General features: G+C 28.0%; 21 protein-coding genes. 18 read left to right on the forward strand and 3 right to left on the reverse strand.

The window, feature by feature from the left end; all coding sequences use genetic code 11:
* From KJQ99_RS04320 to KJQ99_RS04345, 6 genes are all read left to right on the forward strand, one after another.
* On the forward strand, positions 1-206 hold a 206-nt coding region (locus tag KJQ99_RS04320), incomplete at its 5' end, for a hypothetical protein (RefSeq protein ID WP_214150135.1).
* A gap of 43 nt (positions 207-249) precedes the next feature.
* Positions 250-552: an urease subunit gamma gene (locus KJQ99_RS04325; protein WP_214118762.1), complete on the forward strand. Its 303-nt coding sequence runs from the start codon at positions 250-252 to the stop codon at positions 550-552.
* Positions 553-561: 9 nt separating this feature from the next.
* Positions 562-873 carry an urease subunit beta gene (gene ureB / locus KJQ99_RS04330; protein ID WP_214118760.1) on the forward strand — a complete coding sequence of 104 codons (312 nt, stop codon included), beginning with the start codon at positions 562-564 and terminating at the stop codon, positions 871-873.
* A 9-nt stretch (positions 874-882) separates the two neighbouring features.
* The gene (gene ureC, locus KJQ99_RS04335; protein WP_214118758.1) at positions 883-2,589 is read left to right on the forward strand and encodes an urease subunit alpha; all 1,707 of its coding nucleotides are present in this window, start codon (positions 883-885) and stop codon (positions 2,587-2,589) included.
* Positions 2,590-2,597: 8 nt separating this feature from the next.
* Positions 2,598-3,038 (forward strand): urease accessory protein UreE, encoded by a 441-nt coding sequence (locus KJQ99_RS04340; RefSeq protein WP_214118756.1) that lies wholly within the window; start codon positions 2,598-2,600, stop codon positions 3,036-3,038.
* Complete coding sequence (locus tag KJQ99_RS04345; RefSeq protein WP_214118754.1) at positions 3,038-3,736, forward strand: urease accessory protein UreF; 699 nt, start codon at positions 3,038-3,040, stop codon at positions 3,734-3,736. The genes KJQ99_RS04340 and KJQ99_RS04345 overlap by 1 nt, the downstream gene beginning before the upstream one ends.
* 63 nt (positions 3,737-3,799) lie before the next feature.
* On the opposite strand, the gene KJQ99_RS04350 is transcribed toward KJQ99_RS04345, so the two are convergent.
* Positions 3,800-5,068, reverse strand: coding sequence for an MFS transporter (locus tag KJQ99_RS04350; protein WP_214150136.1), 1,269 nt, complete (start codon positions 5,066-5,068; stop codon positions 3,800-3,802).
* A gap of 168 nt (positions 5,069-5,236) precedes the next feature.
* On the opposite strand from KJQ99_RS04350, the gene KJQ99_RS04355 reads away from it, so the two are divergent.
* Positions 5,237-8,275: a hypothetical protein gene (locus KJQ99_RS04355; RefSeq protein WP_214150137.1), complete on the forward strand. Its 3,039-nt coding sequence runs from the start codon at positions 5,237-5,239 to the stop codon at positions 8,273-8,275.
* 23 nt (positions 8,276-8,298) lie between these two features.
* Here the strand turns inward: KJQ99_RS04355 and KJQ99_RS04360 are convergent, their stop codons facing one another.
* Positions 8,299-9,057 (reverse strand): class I SAM-dependent methyltransferase, encoded by a 759-nt coding sequence (locus KJQ99_RS04360; protein WP_214150138.1) that lies wholly within the window; start codon positions 9,055-9,057, stop codon positions 8,299-8,301.
* 9 nt (positions 9,058-9,066) lie between these two features.
* On the reverse strand, positions 9,067-9,837 hold the full coding sequence (locus KJQ99_RS04365; protein ID WP_214119677.1) for a MetQ/NlpA family ABC transporter substrate-binding protein: 771 nt from the start codon (positions 9,835-9,837) through the stop codon (positions 9,067-9,069).
* Between the two features lie 303 nt (positions 9,838-10,140).
* On the opposite strand from KJQ99_RS04365, the gene KJQ99_RS04370 reads away from it, so the two are divergent.
* The 11 genes from KJQ99_RS04370 to KJQ99_RS04420 form a co-directional block, all read left to right on the forward strand.
* Entirely contained in the window at positions 10,141-11,256 is a 1,116-nt protein-coding gene (locus tag KJQ99_RS04370; protein ID WP_214150139.1) for a Cj0814 family flagellar-dependent secreted protein, read from the forward strand.
* A 61-nt stretch (positions 11,257-11,317) separates the two neighbouring features.
* Entirely contained in the window at positions 11,318-12,106 is a 789-nt protein-coding gene (locus KJQ99_RS04375) for a hypothetical protein (protein WP_214150140.1), read from the forward strand.
* A 15-nt stretch (positions 12,107-12,121) separates the two neighbouring features.
* Positions 12,122-13,123, forward strand: a complete 1,002-nt coding sequence (locus KJQ99_RS04380) for a Cj0814 family flagellar-dependent secreted protein (RefSeq protein ID WP_214150141.1) — start codon at positions 12,122-12,124, stop codon at positions 13,121-13,123.
* A 161-nt stretch (positions 13,124-13,284) separates the two neighbouring features.
* The gene (locus KJQ99_RS04385) at positions 13,285-13,860 is read left to right on the forward strand and encodes a hypothetical protein (protein ID WP_214150142.1); all 576 of its coding nucleotides are present in this window, start codon (positions 13,285-13,287) and stop codon (positions 13,858-13,860) included.
* Positions 13,861-13,885: 25 nt separating this feature from the next.
* The gene (locus tag KJQ99_RS04390) at positions 13,886-15,076 is read left to right on the forward strand and encodes a Cj0814 family flagellar-dependent secreted protein (protein ID WP_214119001.1); all 1,191 of its coding nucleotides are present in this window, start codon (positions 13,886-13,888) and stop codon (positions 15,074-15,076) included.
* A 161-nt stretch (positions 15,077-15,237) separates the two neighbouring features.
* Entirely contained in the window at positions 15,238-15,813 is a 576-nt protein-coding gene (locus KJQ99_RS04395) for a hypothetical protein (protein ID WP_214150143.1), read from the forward strand.
* 25 nt (positions 15,814-15,838) lie between these two features.
* Positions 15,839-16,852, forward strand: a complete 1,014-nt coding sequence (locus KJQ99_RS04400) for a Cj0814 family flagellar-dependent secreted protein (protein WP_214150144.1) — start codon at positions 15,839-15,841, stop codon at positions 16,850-16,852.
* Between the two features lie 9 nt (positions 16,853-16,861).
* Entirely contained in the window at positions 16,862-17,482 is a 621-nt protein-coding gene (locus KJQ99_RS04405; protein WP_214150145.1) for a hypothetical protein, read from the forward strand.
* 30 nt (positions 17,483-17,512) lie between these two features.
* Positions 17,513-18,364, forward strand: a complete 852-nt coding sequence (locus tag KJQ99_RS04410; RefSeq protein ID WP_214119684.1) for a hypothetical protein — start codon at positions 17,513-17,515, stop codon at positions 18,362-18,364.
* A complete protein-coding gene (locus KJQ99_RS04415) occupies positions 18,349-18,903 on the forward strand; it encodes a cysteine peptidase family C39 domain-containing protein (protein ID WP_214119685.1) in 555 nt (184 codons plus the stop codon). The genes KJQ99_RS04410 and KJQ99_RS04415 overlap by 16 nt, the downstream gene beginning before the upstream one ends.
* A 63-nt stretch (positions 18,904-18,966) precedes the next feature.
* Positions 18,967-19,564 (forward strand): hypothetical protein (locus KJQ99_RS04420; RefSeq protein ID WP_214150146.1); only part of this gene is annotated, 598 nt, incomplete at its 3' end.

Genomic DNA, 19,564 nt, shown 5'->3' on the forward strand with positions numbered 1-19,564 from the left:
ATTTTTATACATTGATTATAAAAGGCGATGTGGAATTTAAAACAATTCATAATGATAATTTAAAAGCTCATTCAAGTATTATTAATAATACTAATATTATTAGAATTTCATCAGATGATAATGATTTAGCTATGAAATATATTAATGATATTAAAAGCAATTTTTTGCATAAAGGAGGTATGAAGTTAATCTTAGCAAGACAATAAAAATATAATAATTTTATAAAACTAATTTTGTAAAGGAGAAATTATGACATTAACAAAAAAAGAGCAAGAAAAACTCTTATTAAGCTATGCAGCAGTAGTTGCTAGAAAGCGTTTAGACAATGGTCTTAAGTTAAATTGCCCTGAAGCAATTGCTATTATAAGTGATTATGTAATGGAAGGTGCAAGAGCAGGTAAGAGCGTAAGCGACCTTATGAACGAAGGTAAAAATGTTTTACGCAAAGACCAAGTTATGGAAGGTGTTGCTGATATAGTAAATGAAGTTCAAATTGAAGCTACTTTCAAAGATGGAACTAAATTAGTAACTATCCATAATCCAATTAACTAAGGAGGAATTATGAAATTAGGTGAAATAATTTATGCACAAGGTGATATAGTTTGCAACGAAGGTCGTGAAAGTATAGAAATTGAAGTTGTAAATACAGGAGATAGACCAGTTCAAGTAGGTTCTCATTATCATTTTTATGAAACAAATAAACTTTTAGAATTTGATAGAGAAAAAGCTCGTGGAAAGCGTTTAGATATTATTAGTGGAACTGCAGTTCGTTTTGAACCAGGTATGAAAAAAAGTGTTAAGTTAATTGATTTAGCAGGTAGTCGTGAAGTTTGGGGACAAAATTGCAAAATCAATGGTAAATTAGATAAATAAGGAGCAATAATGTTTAAAATAACTAGAGCAGAATACGCATCTCATTTTGGACCAACTACTGGTGATAGTATAAGATTAGCTGATACAAATCTTTTTGCTAGAGTTGAAAAAGACTATACAAAATACGGCGAAGAGTGCAAATTCGGTGGTGGAAAAACTCTTCGTGATGGTATGGGTCAAAACTCAAGATTTTTAGATAAAGATGTAGTTGATTTAGTAATTACAAATGCACTTATAATTGATTATACAGGTATTTATAAAGCAGATATAGGTATTAAAAATGGAAAAATCCACGCAATTGGTAAAGGTGGAAACCCTGATATTACTGATGATATTGACTTTGTAACTGGAGTTGGCACTGAAGCACTTGCAGGAGAAGGTCTTATAGTTACAGCAGGTGGGATTGATACTCATATACATTTTATAAATCCTGAACAAGTTGATGAAGCTTTAAGCAATGGTATTACTACTTTATTTGGTGGTGGAACAGGTCCAAACGATGGTTCTAAGGCTACAACTTGCACCCCTGGTATATTTAATATAAAAAGAATGCTTCAAGGCACTGATGATTTACCTATTAATATAGGTCTTTATGCTAAAGGTCATGGTTCTAATGTAGAAGTGAATTTAGAACAACTTCGTGCAGGTGCAGCAGGACTTAAAATTCACGAAGACTGGGGAACTACAAAAAGTGCTATTGATAACGCATTAAAAGCTGCAGAGATTGCTGATGTATCAGTAGGTATTCACACAGATACATTAAATGAATATGGTTGCGTAGAAGATACAAAAGCAGCAATTAATGGTAGAACTATTCATACATTCCATACAGAAGGTGCTGGTGGCGGTCATGCTCCTGATATTATTAAATTAGCAGGTGAGCCAAATATTTTACCAGCTTCAACAAACCCAACAATGCCATTTACAGTTAATACTATTGAAGAGCATTTAGATATGTTAATGGTTTGCCATCACTTAAGCAAAAATGTTAAAGAAGATGTTGCTTTTGCTGATAGTAGAATTAGAAAAGAAACAATCGGTGCTGAAGATGTATTGCACGATATGGGTGTAATCTCAATTATGAGTAGTGATTCTCAAGCTATGGGAAGAATTGGTGAAGTTGTAAGTAGAACTTGGCAAACAGCTCATAAGATGAAAATACAGCGTGGAGCATTAGGTAATGATAGTGAATATTCTGATAATGAGCGTATTAAAAGATATATTGCAAAATATACAATAAATCCAGCAATAGCAGCAGGAATTTCTACTTATGTAGGTAGTGTTGAAGTTGGTAAAATCGCTGATTTAGTATTATGGGATCCAAAATCATTTGGAACTAAACCTAAATTAATAATTAAAGGTGGATTTTGCTTACATTCAGTAATGGGAGATAGCAACGCATCAATTCCAACTCCACAACCAGTAATGCATAGAAAAATGTTTGGTGCTTTAGGTGTTGCATTACACGAAACTTGCTATAGTTTTATGTGCAAAATGGCAGTAGATGCAAATGTTGCTAAAGAATACGGAATTAAAAAACAAGTATTACCAATACAAGGTGCAGCTAGTGCTAAAAAATCTGATATGAAATTAAACAATGCAACTCCAAAAATTGAAGTTGATCCACAAACTTATGTAGTAACAGTTGATGGAGAAGTTGCATATAGCGAACCAGCTACAGAATTACCACTAACTCAAAGATATTATTTATTTTAGGAGAAAAAATGATAGTAAAAACCATACTAGGCAATATAAAAGATTATGATACTAAAGGCAAAATGATAGATAATGTAAAAGTTTCGCCTGATGATAGATTAAAACACATACTTCGCTTAACAAGTGATAGTGGAGTAGAAATTGGCATAAGCCTAGATAATGGTCATTTTCATAATGGCGATGTTTTAGGCGAAGATGATAAGAGAGTTTTTGTAATAGAATGTTTGCCACAGAGTGTAATTTTGATTAAGCCAAAAGATATGATGCAAATGGGTTTTGTAGCTCATTCAATAGGCAATAGACATATGCCTGCTGTTTTTGAAGATGGTTTTATGATAGTTGAAGATGATTATTTAATAATTGAGTGGCTAGAAGAAAATCAAGTAAGCTATGAAAAAACGCAAAAAGTTTTGCGTCATGCTTTAAAACACGCGAGTCATCATCACTAATGTTAGGGCAGTTTTTATTTGATAGTGCCTTTGCAAATGGTGCTTATTCGCATAGTTTTGGTTTAGAAAGCTATATTTCTTGGGGCGTTGTAAAAGACGCTTCAAGCTTTCAAAAATGGTTAGAAAGTTATATGCTAGATGTATTTGCTACTAGCGATGGTGCTATTTATGCTATTGCTTGTGGTTTAAAGGGTAAAAAATTAAGTTTATTAAAATTAGCAAAAGTAGCTAATTCATCAATGGCTAGTGCTGAATGCAAGGCTGCAGGTATTAGTATGGCAAGAGCTACTTTAAAAAATACAGAATTTATGCACGATGAATATGCAAGTTGGTATTATAAGGCTTGTGAGAACGATGAATTTTGCAATCCTGCTATTGCTTTTAGTGTTTTAGGGCAAAATATGGCTGTTGAATACGCATATTCAAGTATAAAAACACTAACTCAAAATGCAACTCGTGCTATACCATTATCTTATAAAAAATCAAGCGAGTTATTACATATTAATTTAGATTTAGCTAAACGCTCTGCTGATAAATCAATGCAAATTGCTAAAAGTTTTATAGAAAAAGGATTTTTTAGTTTGCAATTATTAGATGAAAATGATTTAAATAAATATCATTTGTTTTCTACTCATCACGAATTAGATTTAGGAATGTTAGCTCACGAAAAACTTGATTTTAGATTGTTTATGAGTTAAATCATTAGAATTTGAAAATATAAAAAAGGTAATAAATTAATAATTTATACCTTTTTTAATCTATTAAAATAATTTTTGTAATTCTTCTTCGCTTAATTTTTTAGAATTATATTTGATTAAATAAATATCATCTTTTTTATTAATATCTATAACAAATTCGCTTTCTTTTAAAGGAGCTTTATTAGATTTATAAGTCTTAAAATCATTAGGATTATCCATAGTTTTTAGGATAAAAAACCAAATAGCACAAACAAAAGCAATCAGCATTAAAAACTCATTTTCCAAATCAGCGTGCATAAAAATCCCACATAAAAACGCTCCTAAAAACGAGCCAAAATATCCGCAAGAATTTGAAAATCCTAATACTAAACCTTTTTGTCTAGCTTTGCAAATCTTAGAAATTGAGCTTTGCATAATAGGCTCGTGCAGACAAAATGCAATAAAATATAAAACAACAGCTAAGAAAAATAAATAATAACTAGAGCTTAAAAATATTAAATATGATAGGAAAAATAATGCAACTCCGCTTAATAATATAGTCTTACTTTTGCCTTTTGACTCGCCAATAACTCCACCAACTCCCATAGCCAAAAAGCCAAAAAACATAGCTACGCTATAAATAATCCATAAATTATCACTATTTTTATGAAATATATTTACATAAGCTAAAGGAATTAGCATAAAGGTGCTTGAGCTTAGCATTTTTTGTAAAAAGCAAGTTAGATAAAGTTTGTTTAAATTAGCACTTATGAATGCTTCTTTAAAAGGGATTTTTTCTTGTTTTATAATTTCTTTTTCTTTAGGTAAAAAGGCTAATAATACAATACACAAAATGCTTAAAATCGCACTTATATAAAATAAAGCCCCAAGCCCTAAAAAACTAGCAATAACAGAACCCAAAATAATAGCTACAACAAAGCTAAGTCCAATAGCTCCACCCATTAACGCCATTGCTTTTGCTCTATCTTTTTCACTAGTTAAATCAGCAATCATAGCAGTAGCAACCCCGCCAATTGCTCCCATACCTTGTAAAACCCTACCAACAAGCATTGTATAAATATCACTTGCACTTGCACAAATTAAACAACCTATTATAAAGATTATTAGTCCCATAAGCATAGTTTTTTTACGACCGATTTTATCACTTAATGCTCCAAAAGGCACACTAAAAATCATTTGAAAAATTGCGTAAATTCCAACAATAAGTCCAGCCAATACATCATTAGCTCCGTTTAACTTATGCGAATACAAGCTAATCACAGGTAAAACAATAAAAAGCCCAAAAAATCTTGAAGCAATAATAAAACTTAAAATCAAGGTATTTTTATTCATAATCTATCCTTTTTGATAAAAGATTATTTTACTCCTAAATTTATTTACCGCCAATTTAACTAGAAGAATTTTCATATTTTAAATTCTAAAAATCTTCAAATTTTTCTTATAATTTACAAAAAATTTATGCTAAACTAAGAAAAATTTTATATATCTTGGGAGCTTTATTTGAAAATTATTGTATTACTTTTATTTAATTTGCTAATTTTTGCAGATGAATTAAAGTTCGGTATTGTATATGCTTATCAAGATAAAAATTATTCTAAACAAATAAATGATTGTTTATTAAATCCATCTTTAGGTAATGTTAATGGTTATAATGGATTTTTAGGAGATTATTTAAAATTATGTTCTAGCTTAGGAATAAAAACAGAAAATAAAAATGATAAAATTGTATATTGTCTAAATAACGATAAAAAGCTCAACGGGGGGGGGTATTTAGATATAATCAATGCTAAAGCAAATCCAAATACATTAGAATTTTATTCATCAAGTGCTGATGATAATTCTTATAAGAGCTTAATTAATTCTAATCAAGATAGTTTTTCATTTATAGTAGAAAATAAAAATAATATTAAAACATATATAGAAGAGCTTTATAAATTGTATTCAGTGGATACTACTGGTAGAATTAAAATAGAATATAAAAAGACTTTAAATGATGCTGTTTATTATCTAATTGACCAAAGTCCTATAAAAACTACAAATAATGAAGATAATAAATTAATTAACGACTTTTATAACTACATAATAGCAAATCCAAGTGTTAATATGACTAGTGATTGGGAAGACAGATTTAAGCAAATAAGAAATATGCAAGCTAAAAATTCTCATATTTTTTATAGTGATATTTTTAAGGAAAAGGCATTTTTAAAGAATTTAAGAGCTGCATATAATGAATACTCATCATATCCTTTACCTAGACAAAACGAAGGTAAGTGCTATATTTTTGATATTTTTGCTTATGATACAAGTAATTTAGGTAAGAATGTAATTAGGTCTAGTAATTTTAAATATTCTCATCAAAATAGTAAGTATTATTCAAGTGATTTGATTACAAATTATAGTATTCATAAAAGCTCTCTTGTTAGAAAGGGTATATATGAATCAACATTCGCAGGAGAAGAAGTTAAATTTAGTATTAATTTAAGAGCTTTAAATGCGATAGCTAAAGGCGAAATTAAATTAAGTTTTTATCCAGACGCTAGTAATTTAGAAATTAAAAATGAAAAAATCTATTTAAAGGATAGAAATAAAGCTTTATTAAAAAGAGAAGCTGATGCTAAATATTATATGAGTGGTAGCAAACAATCAAAATGCCAATTAAATCTAGTAGAAAATACTAAAGAATTGGTTTTTAATTTAGGCAATTGTTTAATTAATCAAAAAAATATTGAAATTACAGAAAGAATTAGGGGTTTTGAAAGACCTATATTTCAAGAAAGTGGTAAAAGTATAATCAAAGGTTCTGTAGGTATTCCTTTAGTAAATGATTATCAAAATATATATACTTTATATACCAATAATAATGAAAAAGTAATTATAAATAATGCTAAAAACTCTAATGCAAAAAAGGCAAAATTAGTAAATACTATGCTAGAAAATGAAGAATATTTCATAGGGCTTAGCAATAAATATTCAAATATTAGTAGAGTTTATATTGACTTTTTGCCTAATTCTAATTTTGAAATTCTTAATGTCTATAATGCAAATTCTAAAATAGATAAAATCACTGAAGGTGCGTGTGCTGGTAAGTATTTATTAAATGATGAATTAATCCTTAGGATAAAGACAAATCAAGCAATCAAACAAACAAGTATTAAATATAATCAGTATTTTGAAAAGACTAATCAAAACAATGAATTAGTATGCGAACAAATGATAAATGATAATTATAACTATACTTTTGCTAGCAATGATTTTGCTATTAGACCTAAAGAATTTAGTTTAGGCATTTCATCGTTAAATCAAGAAGCATTTCAAAATACTTTAAATAGTTTTGTATCAAGAGAATTGAAAAATTATTCAAATCTAGCAATTGGAATAGCTAATTTAGTGATTAGTTATGATAATACTACTAAAAAATTTGCCTTATTAAATAATGAAAATAATAAAATTACAATTTTTGCTAACGACAATCGTGTAAGAAATAAAGAAAAATATGGAGTAGCTTTTATAAATAATGGTAAGTTTGATTTAAATATTAATTTTCCTTTAGCTACTGATGGTTTAATAGAATTAGCAGAAACTAATTTTACAAAACATGACCAAGAATTAGATATTTGTATTCAAGATGAATTTGATTTAGATAGTGCAAATACTTTAAAAAATGGAAAAATTTCTTGTTTTATACCTATTAAAAAAGCCTTAAATATTGAGTTTTTATCACAAACAAAAGCTATTAAAAACGAATATATAACTTGCAAAAAAGATATGCAAAAATGCAAACTTAATCAAGACAATTCAATAGGTATTAAAAATATAGCTTATGATAAACTTATGCTAGGAGATAATGCGGGCTTGGTTTATAATCTTTATTTGTTAAGTTCAAATTCTAATAACAAATTTGTTCCAACAAAATTTAAAAATGATATAAATTTAATGATAGATGTAGGCAATTTAAATGGTTTAGTAGTAAATGAAGGCAATTTAAAAACCTTACATATTAGCAAAAACGATTTAAATCAAGCATTTAAATTGGCTTTTAATAATTTAGGAGAAAATACAAGATTATCTAATCTAAACGAATACTTGCAAGATGAGGCAAGTTATAAAAATACTACGCAATTTACTTTCAAAAAGGACAAGCCAAGACCTTTACAAAAGGTTACAATCAGTGTCTATGTAGATGGTAAAGATGAGTTTAATATAACTTATAATAATGTTTATGATATAGCTTATACAGGCTTAATATTTAAAGATATTAATACTACTAATCAAGCTTTAGAATTTAAAAAAGATTATGATTTTGGGTATTATGATGAGGTAGATGGGAAATTAAGTTTTATTAAAGATAATATTATTTTAGATGATTTATTGTCTAAAATTGACTTTATACCAACCTATAACAGCACTCAATTTATTAATAATAGTTTTCATAATATTTCAAATTCTTCATACACAAAAGATACTATAAAATTTGTTCCTAAAGCAGGATTTGAGTATCTTTCAAATACTAAAAATACCTTTACAATAGAGTTTAAATAATCTTAAGCCCCTTTAATGGGGGCTTATTTTTCTACGCAAAATAAAGCCCAACTTAATTCTTGTTTGATTAAATCTTTATCGTTTTCATATAGATTTTTTAGTTTTTCAATTTGAATATCATTTAGTTTTTTGTAAGAAAACTCAACGCTTTTTTGTAAATCTTCATAAGTTTTATAATAATTTTGATTTTTTATAGTGATTTTATTTAAAGTGAAAAAATACCCAAGCTCATTTAAAATATTTGCAGCGTAAATATAATTAGGCGTTGCAATTATGTCTAAATCAAGGGCATTTATGATTTTTTCGTGTATGTAAGAACTATCGATTTTATATGTAAAATATAGCCTTTTTTTCGTGCAGTTTAAAAGAATTTGCAATGCTTTTGCTAGGTCATTAACATCTAAACACCTACTAGCAAAAACCAAATCCCAACTACCATCTAAATCATCATAAGAGCCTTGAATTATCCTTGCATTAGGGCAATTTATCTTAGCAAACTCAAGCATTTTAGGAGAAAAATCACATAAAGTAATATTGTTTATTAAAGAGTGCTTAGCTAAAAAAGCACTCCCACAAGCAAAATCAAGCAAACTATCACACCCACTAAAATCAACTTGCTTTAAAAATTCTCTCACATAAGCTTCGTGTTTTGCGTAATCATTAAAACTTTGAGCTTTTTTATCCCACTCACTTGCGTCCTTACTCTTAAAATCACTCAAATTCTTTTGCTCAATATAAAGATTTTTAAATGATATTTTAGAAAGATTGTTTGCTTTTAGCATAAATTCTCCTTAAAAACTTGGAATTAATATATCTTTAAACTTAGTATTTAAAAACTCTCTCATTTTTTCACTTCTCATAGCCTTAAGCAAAGCTTTAGTTTTAGGGCTATTTAAATCATTGGCTCTAACAGCTAAAACGCTAGCATAATCACTATCGCTACTTTCGTGCAATATAGAATCCTTAATAGGATTTAGTCCTGCTAGTAGGGCGTAATTTGTATTAATTATTGCTAAATCACATTCATTAAGTGTTCTTGTTAGTTGTGGAGCTTCTATTTCTTTTATTGTAAGTTTTAATGGATTATCTTTAATATCTAATACTGATTTTGTGCTAGATTTTGCATCTTCATTAAAGCTTATTATATTATTTAAGGCTAGTAAATCTAAAGCCCTAGCACCATTAATAGGGTCGCTTGGTATATAAACTAAGGCATTTTTAGGTAAATCTTTAATATCTTTAATAGTATTTGAATACGCTGCCATTGGACCTAGAAATATTTTTCCTGCACTAACTAGATTTGTCCCTCTTTCTTCGTTAAAGCTTTCTAAAAATTGTCTAATTTGAGTAAAATTCGCATCTAATTCTTTATCATTTAGAGCATAATTTGGGACTATGTAATTATCAAATTCTATGATTTCTAGTTTGTATCCTTGATTTTCAACCAAGTCTTTTACATTTTCTAAAATCATAGCAGTTGGATATGGAGTTACTCCGATTTTGATTAATTTTTCATCAGCATTTAAGCTTAATAAACATAAAAATATTAATAATTTTTTCATTTGTTTTCCTTTAATTTTTAAGGTGCTTACCGCACAACAATTAAAGAAAATGTTTTTACATTTTCTTTCTAGCCCACGCTTGCTTTTTATTCATTTTTGCGTCTAGCTAGAAAGTTTAGCTAGACGCTAACGCATCTGCATCATTTATAATCCTTTTTAATTTTTTAAAGCTAATCTTAATTATAAATATTAAATAAAATAATAAAAATACTTATATTTTTTATAAGTTGTGTAAAAAAGTAACAAAATATTAAGGAATAATTTTTGCTTTCCTTTTAATACATTAAATTAAAAGGAAATCAAATGAGAATAGAAAGTATTTCAATTTTTGATGAAGCCAAACTTCAAAAAGCTCAAAAGGCTGCAGGTGTATCATTTTCATCTATTTTTGCAAGCGAATTTGCAAGAGTAAATCCTAAGCTAGAAACTCAAGCTAAGTATTCGCTAGATAAAGACATAATAGACGCTTCAAATATCTTTATAGATAGGTTTAATAATTCAAGATTTAAGGTATTTGATAATACTCACGATTTAACTAAGCTAAATTCTAATATATCTTGGCAAGGAGATTTAACAAAAGCTAAGATTTACAATGCTACCGAGTTTGGTTATAGCGTTGATAGCAGTGGCTTTTTAGGAGCTGATTTTAACAAAGCTGCAGGCTTGCCAAATGATTTTAAAATCCATTCAAGCACACTAAAAGAAATCTCAAGGCAAAATAACCTAATGACTATGCCACAAGTTGGGATTTTTAATAATATTTATGAAAATATTGATTACGCAGACACTATTAAACACCAATTTAGATTATACGAGCAAATTGTAGGAAATGTAGCCGAGTTTAGCAAAGATGATATTGCTAATATGCCAAATTATGTTGATTTGGTTGGACTTAAAATCAATAATGGCTATACATTTGATTATTCACACGCAAATGTTGGCAATAAGTATTATGAGAATAAGGAAAATGCTTTACAAATAGGCTTTAAGTTTGATTATGATTTAAGCGTAAATAATAGCAGAAAGCTTAATTTTGATTTAAGTCCTTATATAAAAGATGGTGAGATTTCTAATGCAGGATTATTTGTAAGTTTTCTAGGTGGCACACAAGGGCTTAAGGTAAGCGATAGTGGGGCAACTAAGATTAAAGATGAATATAAAGAAAGAATGATTATAGAAGATGCACTAAGTAAGCTTAATCCAAATGAAGGCATAGATATTTCAAAGCTAGAATTATTAACAGGACTTAGCAAGGAAAAAATCCAAGATTATTTAGATAAGTTTGAAGATGAGAAAAAATTAAAAGAAAAGGTAAGAGAGTTAAGCCAGAGCCTAGCAGTAGATGCTTTATTAAACAATAATTATTCAAATGATTTTAGAGCTAATGCTAAGGATTTTTATAAAAGAGTTCAGATATAAATTAAATATCTATTAATATTTTTTTAAACCTACCGATATAGAAAAATAACGGGGGTTTAAAATGCAAATAACAAATAACAATTATGTAAATTATCAAACAAATATTAAAAATCAAATTCCAACCACTCAAACTCCTAAAGATAATCTAAAAGAACAAATCGCAAATATTTTAAAAGACGCCCCACAAGATGAATGGGGCACATATGATCCAAATGCTGTGCTTAGTAAAATAGGAGCTTACGAAAAAGGCAGTAAGATTTATGAAGCCTTAGAAAACGAAATGCTAAAAGGAATAATTACTTACGAAAAAGACCCAAACGAAGAAATATTAAGCACAAAAGATTCTCTTAAAGTAAATAAGTGTGATCCTGCTTGGGTTGTATCACTTAAGCTAGAAGTTCAACCTTTGTTTAAATTTGAAAACAATTCAATATATCAAAGAGCTTTTTATCAAAATAACGATGATTCAAAAGAGCTTTTAGAATTTTTAAAAGAAAATCCCATAGACAAACTATCTTTAAGTGATAAAAAGTTTAAAAAATCATTTGAAGATAATGATAATAGATTAGAAATGTTGTTTGCAAATGAAGAAATCAGCATAGAAGACTTTAAAAAAGAATATTTAAAATTAAAAGCTTTTTATGATGAGAATAAGTTAAAAGAAGAAAAAGAAGAACAAACTAAAGAAAAACCATTCGAAGCCATAGAAGCAAAAGGCACAAGCACTCGTGAAAGTATGGAAGATATTTTAAGCAAACTTGATATTCAAAATATCAAATATGAAAGAGATTTATTAGCTATTTTAATGGCATATAAAGATAGCAAGAATTTATATGATAAAATAATTTAAAATAAAGGAATAATTATGAAAATAAATTCTTATTCAACATATCAAATAACTAATATAAGCAAAAAAGAAACAAATAACGAGATTAAAAAAGTAGATAATAAAGCAGATGATAAAAAGGTAGGTGAAGTATTAGGATACGGAGTTGATAAAGATGGCTTTTTTACAAGTGATTTTAACAAAGCAGCAGGAATTGCTGAAGATTTTAAAATACATAGCGATACAATGCTTTCTCTTGTAGAAAAAAATAATCAAGCAAACCCGCCAATATACAAAATGCGTCACAACATAGACATAGTAAAAAGTGCAAGTAGTGCTTATAAAGTTTTAAAAGGAGTTTTAGGCGATGAGTTTTTAAACTCAAAGGATTTTTTTAGCTCTGATGAGCTTTGGAAAACTTCACATTTTTTTGAAATGGATAAAAGAAGCTTAACTATTACAAAGACTTTTGATAAATTAGAAGATTATCAAGACTATGTAAAAATGACAGATTATTGTAGGCTTGATTCAAAATATAGAGCTACTAATTATTTATCTGGCTTGTTTGAAAAAGATGATATTTTTTTTAAAAAAGAACCACCTATAAATAATTATGATGCGTGGTTAGATAGTATATGTAGTTTTATCTACGACCCACATAAAGAAAACTACCAAAATGAGCAAGGCGAGTATAGCAAAGGCGGACTTTTAGCTGCTGTTTTATATAATAATTATATTTTAGTAGAAGGTGAAAAAACTAATTATGCTAAGCAAATGGGACATGACTACAGCGACCCATTTGACCCGTATCGCACAGATGATGATTGGGGTATGATAAAGCCAAACAATACAAAACGCTATGAGATAGGTAAAGAAGATGAGTGGCAAAAGCTAATGCAAAAATTATTATATGAAATGCTAAGTGGTAAAAACCTAAAAGCTCCTAAAGATATAGATAGTTATGAAACATTTGAAGAGTTTTTACAAGCTGCTTTACAATACAGCCAAAAAAATATAAGTTTATTTGATATAAAAGTTTAAATTCCTATTTCAAATTCTATTAATTTTAAAGGAATTTAAAATTATGAATTATTTAAAAATATTACAAAAAGTAACAAATATTAATAATATTTTTAATATTAAGTTTTATTTAAAATTTCTTAAGATATTATGAGATTTCATTTCAAAATAAAGGAGAAAAAATGTTTAAAAAAACATTAAAAGTTTTATCTTTAATTGCCATTTTAGGCTTAAGTGCTAATGCTAATGATTTATTAGCAGATATTAGCAAAGGTGCTATAAGTGATAATTCATTAGGTGTTAAAGTTTTAAATACTGAAGAGATGAATAAAGTTCATGGCGGGTATGTTTTTAGATATGTAGGAACTGCTATTAATAATTCATTTATGTTACAAACAATTTTTAAGGTAGAGTATGATTATAATGAAAAGATGCTTGAAGCTATTTCAGGATATAATACTGATTTTAGTTCAGGTAGTAGCCCTACAATTTTTCAAAAAAATGCTTATAGTGATTCGTTAAAGGGTGTATTGCCAAACGAAGTGGTTGGAATAGCATTTACTCAGACAAAAACACCACAATTATTTGGAAGAGCCTATAGTTATAGTTTAAATGCAAGAGCTGTTGATTTTACAACTGGTAAAGCTAGAGGCATAATTAATTCTTGGGTAGAAAGTGCTGTAAAAAATTTACAAGCAAAAAATTATATTTATACAGAAACAGCTAGAAGGCATGGTAATTTTGCATTAGGGTTCTAATAGAACCCTACCTAAAGGAATAATTATGAAAATAAATTCTTATTCAACATATCAAATAACTAATATAAGCAAAAAAGAAACAAATAACGAGATTAAAAAAGTAGACAATAAAGCAGATGATAAAAAGGTAGGTGAAGTATTAGGATACGGAGTTGATAAAGATGGCTTTTTTACAAGTGATTTTAATAAAGCCGCAGGTATTCCGGATAATTATAAAATCCACAGCGATACTTTAAAAAATCTAGTAGATAGAAATAACAATTCTTTAAGAGCATATAGAAAGTATTATGAAATTGATATAGCAAAAACTGTTAATAACGCTTATACACTTTTTAGCCAAGTTGTAAGTGAAGATTTTTTAAACTCTAAAGAATTTTTTAATACCGAAGATATAAAGCAATTTCCACAAGGTTATGTTATCAAAAAAGGAACTTTTGAAGTGACAAAAATATTGCAAAGTCCATATGAGTTTTCAAATGTTAATTTTGATAAAAAAACTGAAGATGTTGGTGGTATGTTTTTTCATTATAGAAATGAAGATAGAACTAAGCCAAATACCACTGTTTTTCGTAGTAAGGAAATATTAGAAGAAGATAAATTATATATAAGCAATTTTGACCCTGCTGAGAATAGATATAAAAACGAAAAGGGAGAATTTACAAGAGGCGGGCTTCTTATGGGATTTTTATCAAGCGATATAAGAGCAGTTATAGAAGCAGAGACTACTTATGATGGTAAATTTAGCGGTTATGATAGAAATATCAGTAGGCAAGATTTTCATGCATTTGATATGGCACTTGGAGCACAGCTTATTAGTAGGGGTGAAAATGGCTTTACAAGTGCTGAAGTTGAGCGTATGCCAAGATGGCTAAAAGATTATGTTAAATTTAATAGATTTGATAAGAGTTTAAAAGAAAGAAGTGCTTTTTCTTCTTACGATACATATTCAAAATTAATGTTTAGTCCTATAAAAGATGGTGATTTTGAGGGGAAAAATATCACAAGTGCCTTAGCTGGAAATAATAATCTTGTCTTAACTCCAGAGCAAATCAAAGCAGAAAGGGAAACTTTAGAAAAATTTATGAAAAAGATAAGAGAATTAATGGGTATAGAAAAACCTAGTAAAGAATCTAATATAATGAGTTTTGAAGATTTATTAAAATTAGCTTTTAGTTTTAGCCAAAAAAATATAAGTTTATTTGATATAAAAGTTTAAATTCCTATTTCAAATTCCATTAATTTTAAAGGAATTTAAAATTATGAATTATTTAAAAATATTACGAAAAGTAACAAATATTAATAATATTTTTAATATTAAGTTTTATTTAAAATTAGTTAAAGTATTATGAGATTTTATTTTAAAACAAAGGAGAGATAATGTTTAAGAAAACATTAAAAGTTTTATCTTTAGTTGCCGTTTTAGGCTTAAGTGCTAATGCTAATGATTTATTAGCAGATATTAGCAAAGGTGCTATAAGCGATAATTCATTAGGTGTTAAGGTATTAAACCCAGAGCAAATGAGCGAAGTTCGTGGTGGATATACTTTTAAATATATAGGAACTACTATCAGCAACTCAACAATGTTGCAAACTATTTTTATAGTAAATTATACTAGAAATGAATTAAAGAAAACTGCTATAGCTGGATATAATAATTATTTTGGAGATAATTATACTCCAAACATTATTGAAAAAAATAATTTTGGTGACTCAATAAAAGGTTTATTGCCTAATGAATTACCAGCAATAGCATTTACTCAGACAAAAACACCACAATTATTTGGAAGAGCTTACAGTTATAGTTTAAATGCAAGAGCTGTTGATTTTACAACTGGTAAAGTTAGAGGTATAATTAATTCTTGGGTAGAAAGTGCTGCAAAAAATTTACAAGCAAAAAATTATATTTATAGAGAAACAGTGAGAATACATGGTAATTTTGCATTAGGGTTCTAATAGAACCCTACCTAAAGGAATAATTATGAAAATAAATTCTTATTCAACATATCAAATAACTAATATAAGCAAAAAAGAAACAAATAATGAGATTAAAAAAGTAGACAATAAAGCAGATGATAAAAAGGTAGGTGAAGTATTAGGATACGGAGTTGATAAAGATGGCTTTTTTACAAGTGATTTTAACAAAGCAGCAGGTATTCCGGAAGATTTTAAAATACATAGCGATAGTTTAAAATCTTTAGTAGAACATAATGAAAATGCAATATCACTTTATAAAATTTGTAAATCAATTGATATAGCAAAAAGCGTTGGTAATGCTTATAATGTTGTAAGACAAGTTGTAGGAGATGAATTTTTAAACTCAAACGATAGTTTTTCTAAAGATACTTTGTCAAACACCCCACATTTATATGAAATGAGAAAAAGCACCTTAGAAGTTACTCAAATATTTGATAATGATGACAAATTTAATAATTATTTTAAATCTAAAGAGTTTTCTAATGTTTTTTCAAAGCACAAAGACACATACTCATTATCAACCATTTTTGGTGCAGATGGTAATGTTTTTAATTATTATGAAACACGAGATGATAATATTTACGCTAAATGGCTTAGAAACTCTGCTTCAGTTTGCTGGAATCCACATGAAGAACATTATAAAACAGAAAACAGCGAATATACAAAAGGTGGCTTACTAATTGCAGCTCTTAGTAGTAATTATTTTTTGGTAGAAGGTGAGCGAACTGATTATGCCAAGCAAATAGGAGAGGATAGATTTACTCCTATGGATAGGTTAAATTATGGAGCTTTGCCAAAAGAACTTAGCTCATTAAAATTACAAAATGTAGATGGGTTTGATGGTAAAGAATTTGAAAGTATTATGAAGCGATATCAAAAATTATTATATGAAATGCTAAGTGGTAAAAATCTAAAAGCTCCTAAAGATATAGATAGTTATGAAACATTTGAAGAGTTTTTGCAAGTGGCTTTACAATACAGCCAAAAAAATATAAGTTTATTTGATATGAAAGTATAGGGATTTGTTATGATGGTTAATGGAGTAAATAATTTTTCAAATACTTATGCAAATACGCTTAATAATAAAAACTCACAAAATAAAGCAAATGATGGGGCTAGTTTAGAATATCTAAAACTAGCTCAAGAAAAGCTAGAAAACGATCCGACCTATAAACCATTATATGACAATAATTTAGGTCTTCGTGATAAGCTAACTTATGGTATGTATGGAGCGTTAGACCCTGATGTTGTAAAGCATATAAGGTTGGAATTGGAGAAATCTCCAGACATTGATCCAGAAGAATTAGTAAAAACTCTAAATAAACTTTTCAAAAATTTAGATAAATTAACTTCAGATAGCATAAATGATGAAGAAAAAAATAAATTAATGAAAAGTATTTTTTCTAATACAGACGAAGATTTGCAAATATCACAATCTAAAGAAGAAATTAAGCAAGAAGAAAAAGAAGAACAAACTAAAGATAAAAAACCATTCGAAGCCATAGAAGTAAAAGGCACTAGCACTCGTGAAAGTATGGAAGAAATACTTAGCAAAATTAATATTCAAAATATCAAAGATGAAAGAGATTTATTAGCTATATTTTTAGCCTATAAAAATGGCGAGAATTTATATGATAAAAGGGTTTGAAATTTTATATTTTAAATTGAAAGGAAGAGTTTGAAAAAGTTATTTTTTATAGCATTTACTTTAAGCTTTTTATTTGGCTCTGATGCTATTACTATTGATAGTCTTTTTAAAAGACAAATCGGACTTAGAAGCATTACAAGTCTTAGTTTAATCACTAGCGGGAATGCTAATATCTACACAAGTTATCCAAGTCTAATAATAGGAGGCGATCCTGTGATTTGGACTGATAATAAAAGGCTTAGTTTGAATGAAACTTTGATATATTCATTTAATAACAAGCTTGATTTTATAACTTCAATTGGCGCTAATGCTACTAGAAATGAATATAGTAATTTTTTTACGGGTAAGCCTATGAGTGAAACTCATTATTCATTTGAGAGCTTGTGGCTTGGGTTTAATTATAGATTTGATAGTTTTAGTGATAAAATACTTAGTTTTTCTTATCAAGCAGGATTATTACAAAGAGAAAAAGCACTTGATACAAATAAAAGTTTTTATTTTAAATCACATTCAGCTAAGCTAAACTTAAAAGGATATAGCGACCCTGCTATTTGGGGTATTTATATGGGATTTACATATAATGATACTAGGACTTTTGATAAACTAGCGATAAATTATGGAAATTCTTATAATTTTGGTGCAAATCTTAGTATAGTATTAAGCCCTAAAATTACGCTTGATTTAGAAGCTTCACAGAGTTTTCAAGCAGCTCAGAAAATCAATGGTGTAAAATATACAAATCTAAGAAGTATCCCAACATATAGTGTAGGCTCAACTTATAGTATAAATGATGATACAAGTATCAGTTTTAACGCTAGTTTTGGTGGTGGTTCAGCTGCTCCTGATAGTGTGTTTGGTATTAGCTTATGGCAAAAATTCTAATAATCTTTATAACTATAACTTGTCTTAATGCCGAGTTTGCAGTGAAGTCTTATAGACAAATCAAAAATAACTCCGTAGTAAGACAAAGTTATGAAGAATCTTGTGGGGCAAGTAGTATAGCGACATTACTAAATCTAACAAATATCAAGCGTTTTAGTGAAAAAGATATTTTAGAAGTTTTAGATAAAAATACTAATATGCTAAGTTTTAATGAATTAAATAATGCGTTAAATAAATTGGGTTTTAATGCAAAAGCTTATAAATTAAATCGTAATATATTTGAAAAAATATTCGTGCCTTTTATAGTAAAGATTGAAAATGACCCGAGATTTCCACATTTTGTAGTGGTAAATAATATTAATGGGGATTTTGTGAAAGTATATGACCCAAGCTTTGGCGAATATCTAAGCTCTAAAAAAGAATTTTATAGCGTATGGGATAAAGATGGTTTAGGTGGATACGCTCTAATAATTAAGCCAAATATTACAAAAGAACTAAAGCCAAATTTACCACGCCCAAGTCAAATAAAAGAAATTTAAATAAGTTTTATATTTTTAAAGTTTTTGTTAATTTTGCTGATATAGATGATAAAGGAGATGATTATGAAAATAACGGCTAATTCTTATATAACATATCCAACAACTAAAATTAGTAAAAAAAATGATAACCTAGATATTCAAGCTAATAAACCTTATTATGAAGATGGAAAGGCTAGTTTAGAATATCTAAAACTTGCTCAGCAAAAGCTAGAAAACGATCCGACTTATAATCCAATAAATGATAAAAATCTAAATCTTGGAGAAAAGGCAAGTTATTGTGTGTTTGGAGCATTAGACCCTGATTTAGTAGAAGAAATTTGCAAAGAATATAAACAAAATTGGGTAGAAATTGATAAAAAAGAGCTTGATAAAACGCTAAACTCACTAAATATGCCATCTTTAGGTTTGCCTGATGATTTTCCTTTAGGTTATATAGATAGTAAGAAAATGCCAAGCGTTGAAGAATTACAAGCTAGAGTTAAAGAAAAAGAAAATTTAAGAAATAATGCAATAAATACTAAAGAAGAAATTAAACAAGAAGAAAAAGAAGAACAAACTAAAGATAAAAAACCATTCGAAGCCATAGAAGTAAAAGGCACTAGCACTCGTGAAAGTATGGAAGAAATACTTAGCAAAATTAATATTCAAAATATCAAAGATG

The organism is Campylobacter sp. 2018MI13, from assembly GCF_018501135.1.
Taxonomy (GTDB): Bacteria; Campylobacterota; Campylobacteria; order Campylobacterales; family Campylobacteraceae; genus Campylobacter_E.

Coding starts and splice junctions, on each gene's coding strand:
- KJQ99_RS04325 (WP_214118762.1), top strand. CDS start 250: ATGACATTAACAAAAAAAGAGCAAGAAAAACTCTTATTAAGCTATGCA.
- ureB (WP_214118760.1), top strand. CDS start 562: ATGAAATTAGGTGAAATAATTTATGCACAAGGTGATATAGTTTGCAAC.
- ureC (WP_214118758.1), top strand. CDS start 883: ATGTTTAAAATAACTAGAGCAGAATACGCATCTCATTTTGGACCAACT.
- KJQ99_RS04340 (WP_214118756.1), top strand. CDS start 2,598: ATGATAGTAAAAACCATACTAGGCAATATAAAAGATTATGATACTAAA.
- KJQ99_RS04345 (WP_214118754.1), top strand. CDS start 3,038: ATGTTAGGGCAGTTTTTATTTGATAGTGCCTTTGCAAATGGTGCTTAT.
- KJQ99_RS04350 (WP_214150136.1), bottom strand. CDS start 5,068: ATGAATAAAAATACCTTGATTTTAAGTTTTATTATTGCTTCAAGATTT.
- KJQ99_RS04360 (WP_214150138.1), bottom strand. CDS start 9,057: ATGCTAAAAGCAAACAATCTTTCTAAAATATCATTTAAAAATCTTTAT.
- KJQ99_RS04365 (WP_214119677.1), bottom strand. CDS start 9,837: ATGAAAAAATTATTAATATTTTTATGTTTATTAAGCTTAAATGCTGAT.
- KJQ99_RS04370 (WP_214150139.1), top strand. CDS start 10,141: ATGAGAATAGAAAGTATTTCAATTTTTGATGAAGCCAAACTTCAAAAA.
- KJQ99_RS04375 (WP_214150140.1), top strand. CDS start 11,318: ATGCAAATAACAAATAACAATTATGTAAATTATCAAACAAATATTAAA.
- KJQ99_RS04380 (WP_214150141.1), top strand. CDS start 12,122: ATGAAAATAAATTCTTATTCAACATATCAAATAACTAATATAAGCAAA.
- KJQ99_RS04385 (WP_214150142.1), top strand. CDS start 13,285: ATGTTTAAAAAAACATTAAAAGTTTTATCTTTAATTGCCATTTTAGGC.
- KJQ99_RS04390 (WP_214119001.1), top strand. CDS start 13,886: ATGAAAATAAATTCTTATTCAACATATCAAATAACTAATATAAGCAAA.
- KJQ99_RS04395 (WP_214150143.1), top strand. CDS start 15,238: ATGTTTAAGAAAACATTAAAAGTTTTATCTTTAGTTGCCGTTTTAGGC.
- KJQ99_RS04400 (WP_214150144.1), top strand. CDS start 15,839: ATGAAAATAAATTCTTATTCAACATATCAAATAACTAATATAAGCAAA.
- KJQ99_RS04405 (WP_214150145.1), top strand. CDS start 16,862: ATGATGGTTAATGGAGTAAATAATTTTTCAAATACTTATGCAAATACG.
- KJQ99_RS04415 (WP_214119685.1), top strand. CDS start 18,349: ATGGCAAAAATTCTAATAATCTTTATAACTATAACTTGTCTTAATGCC.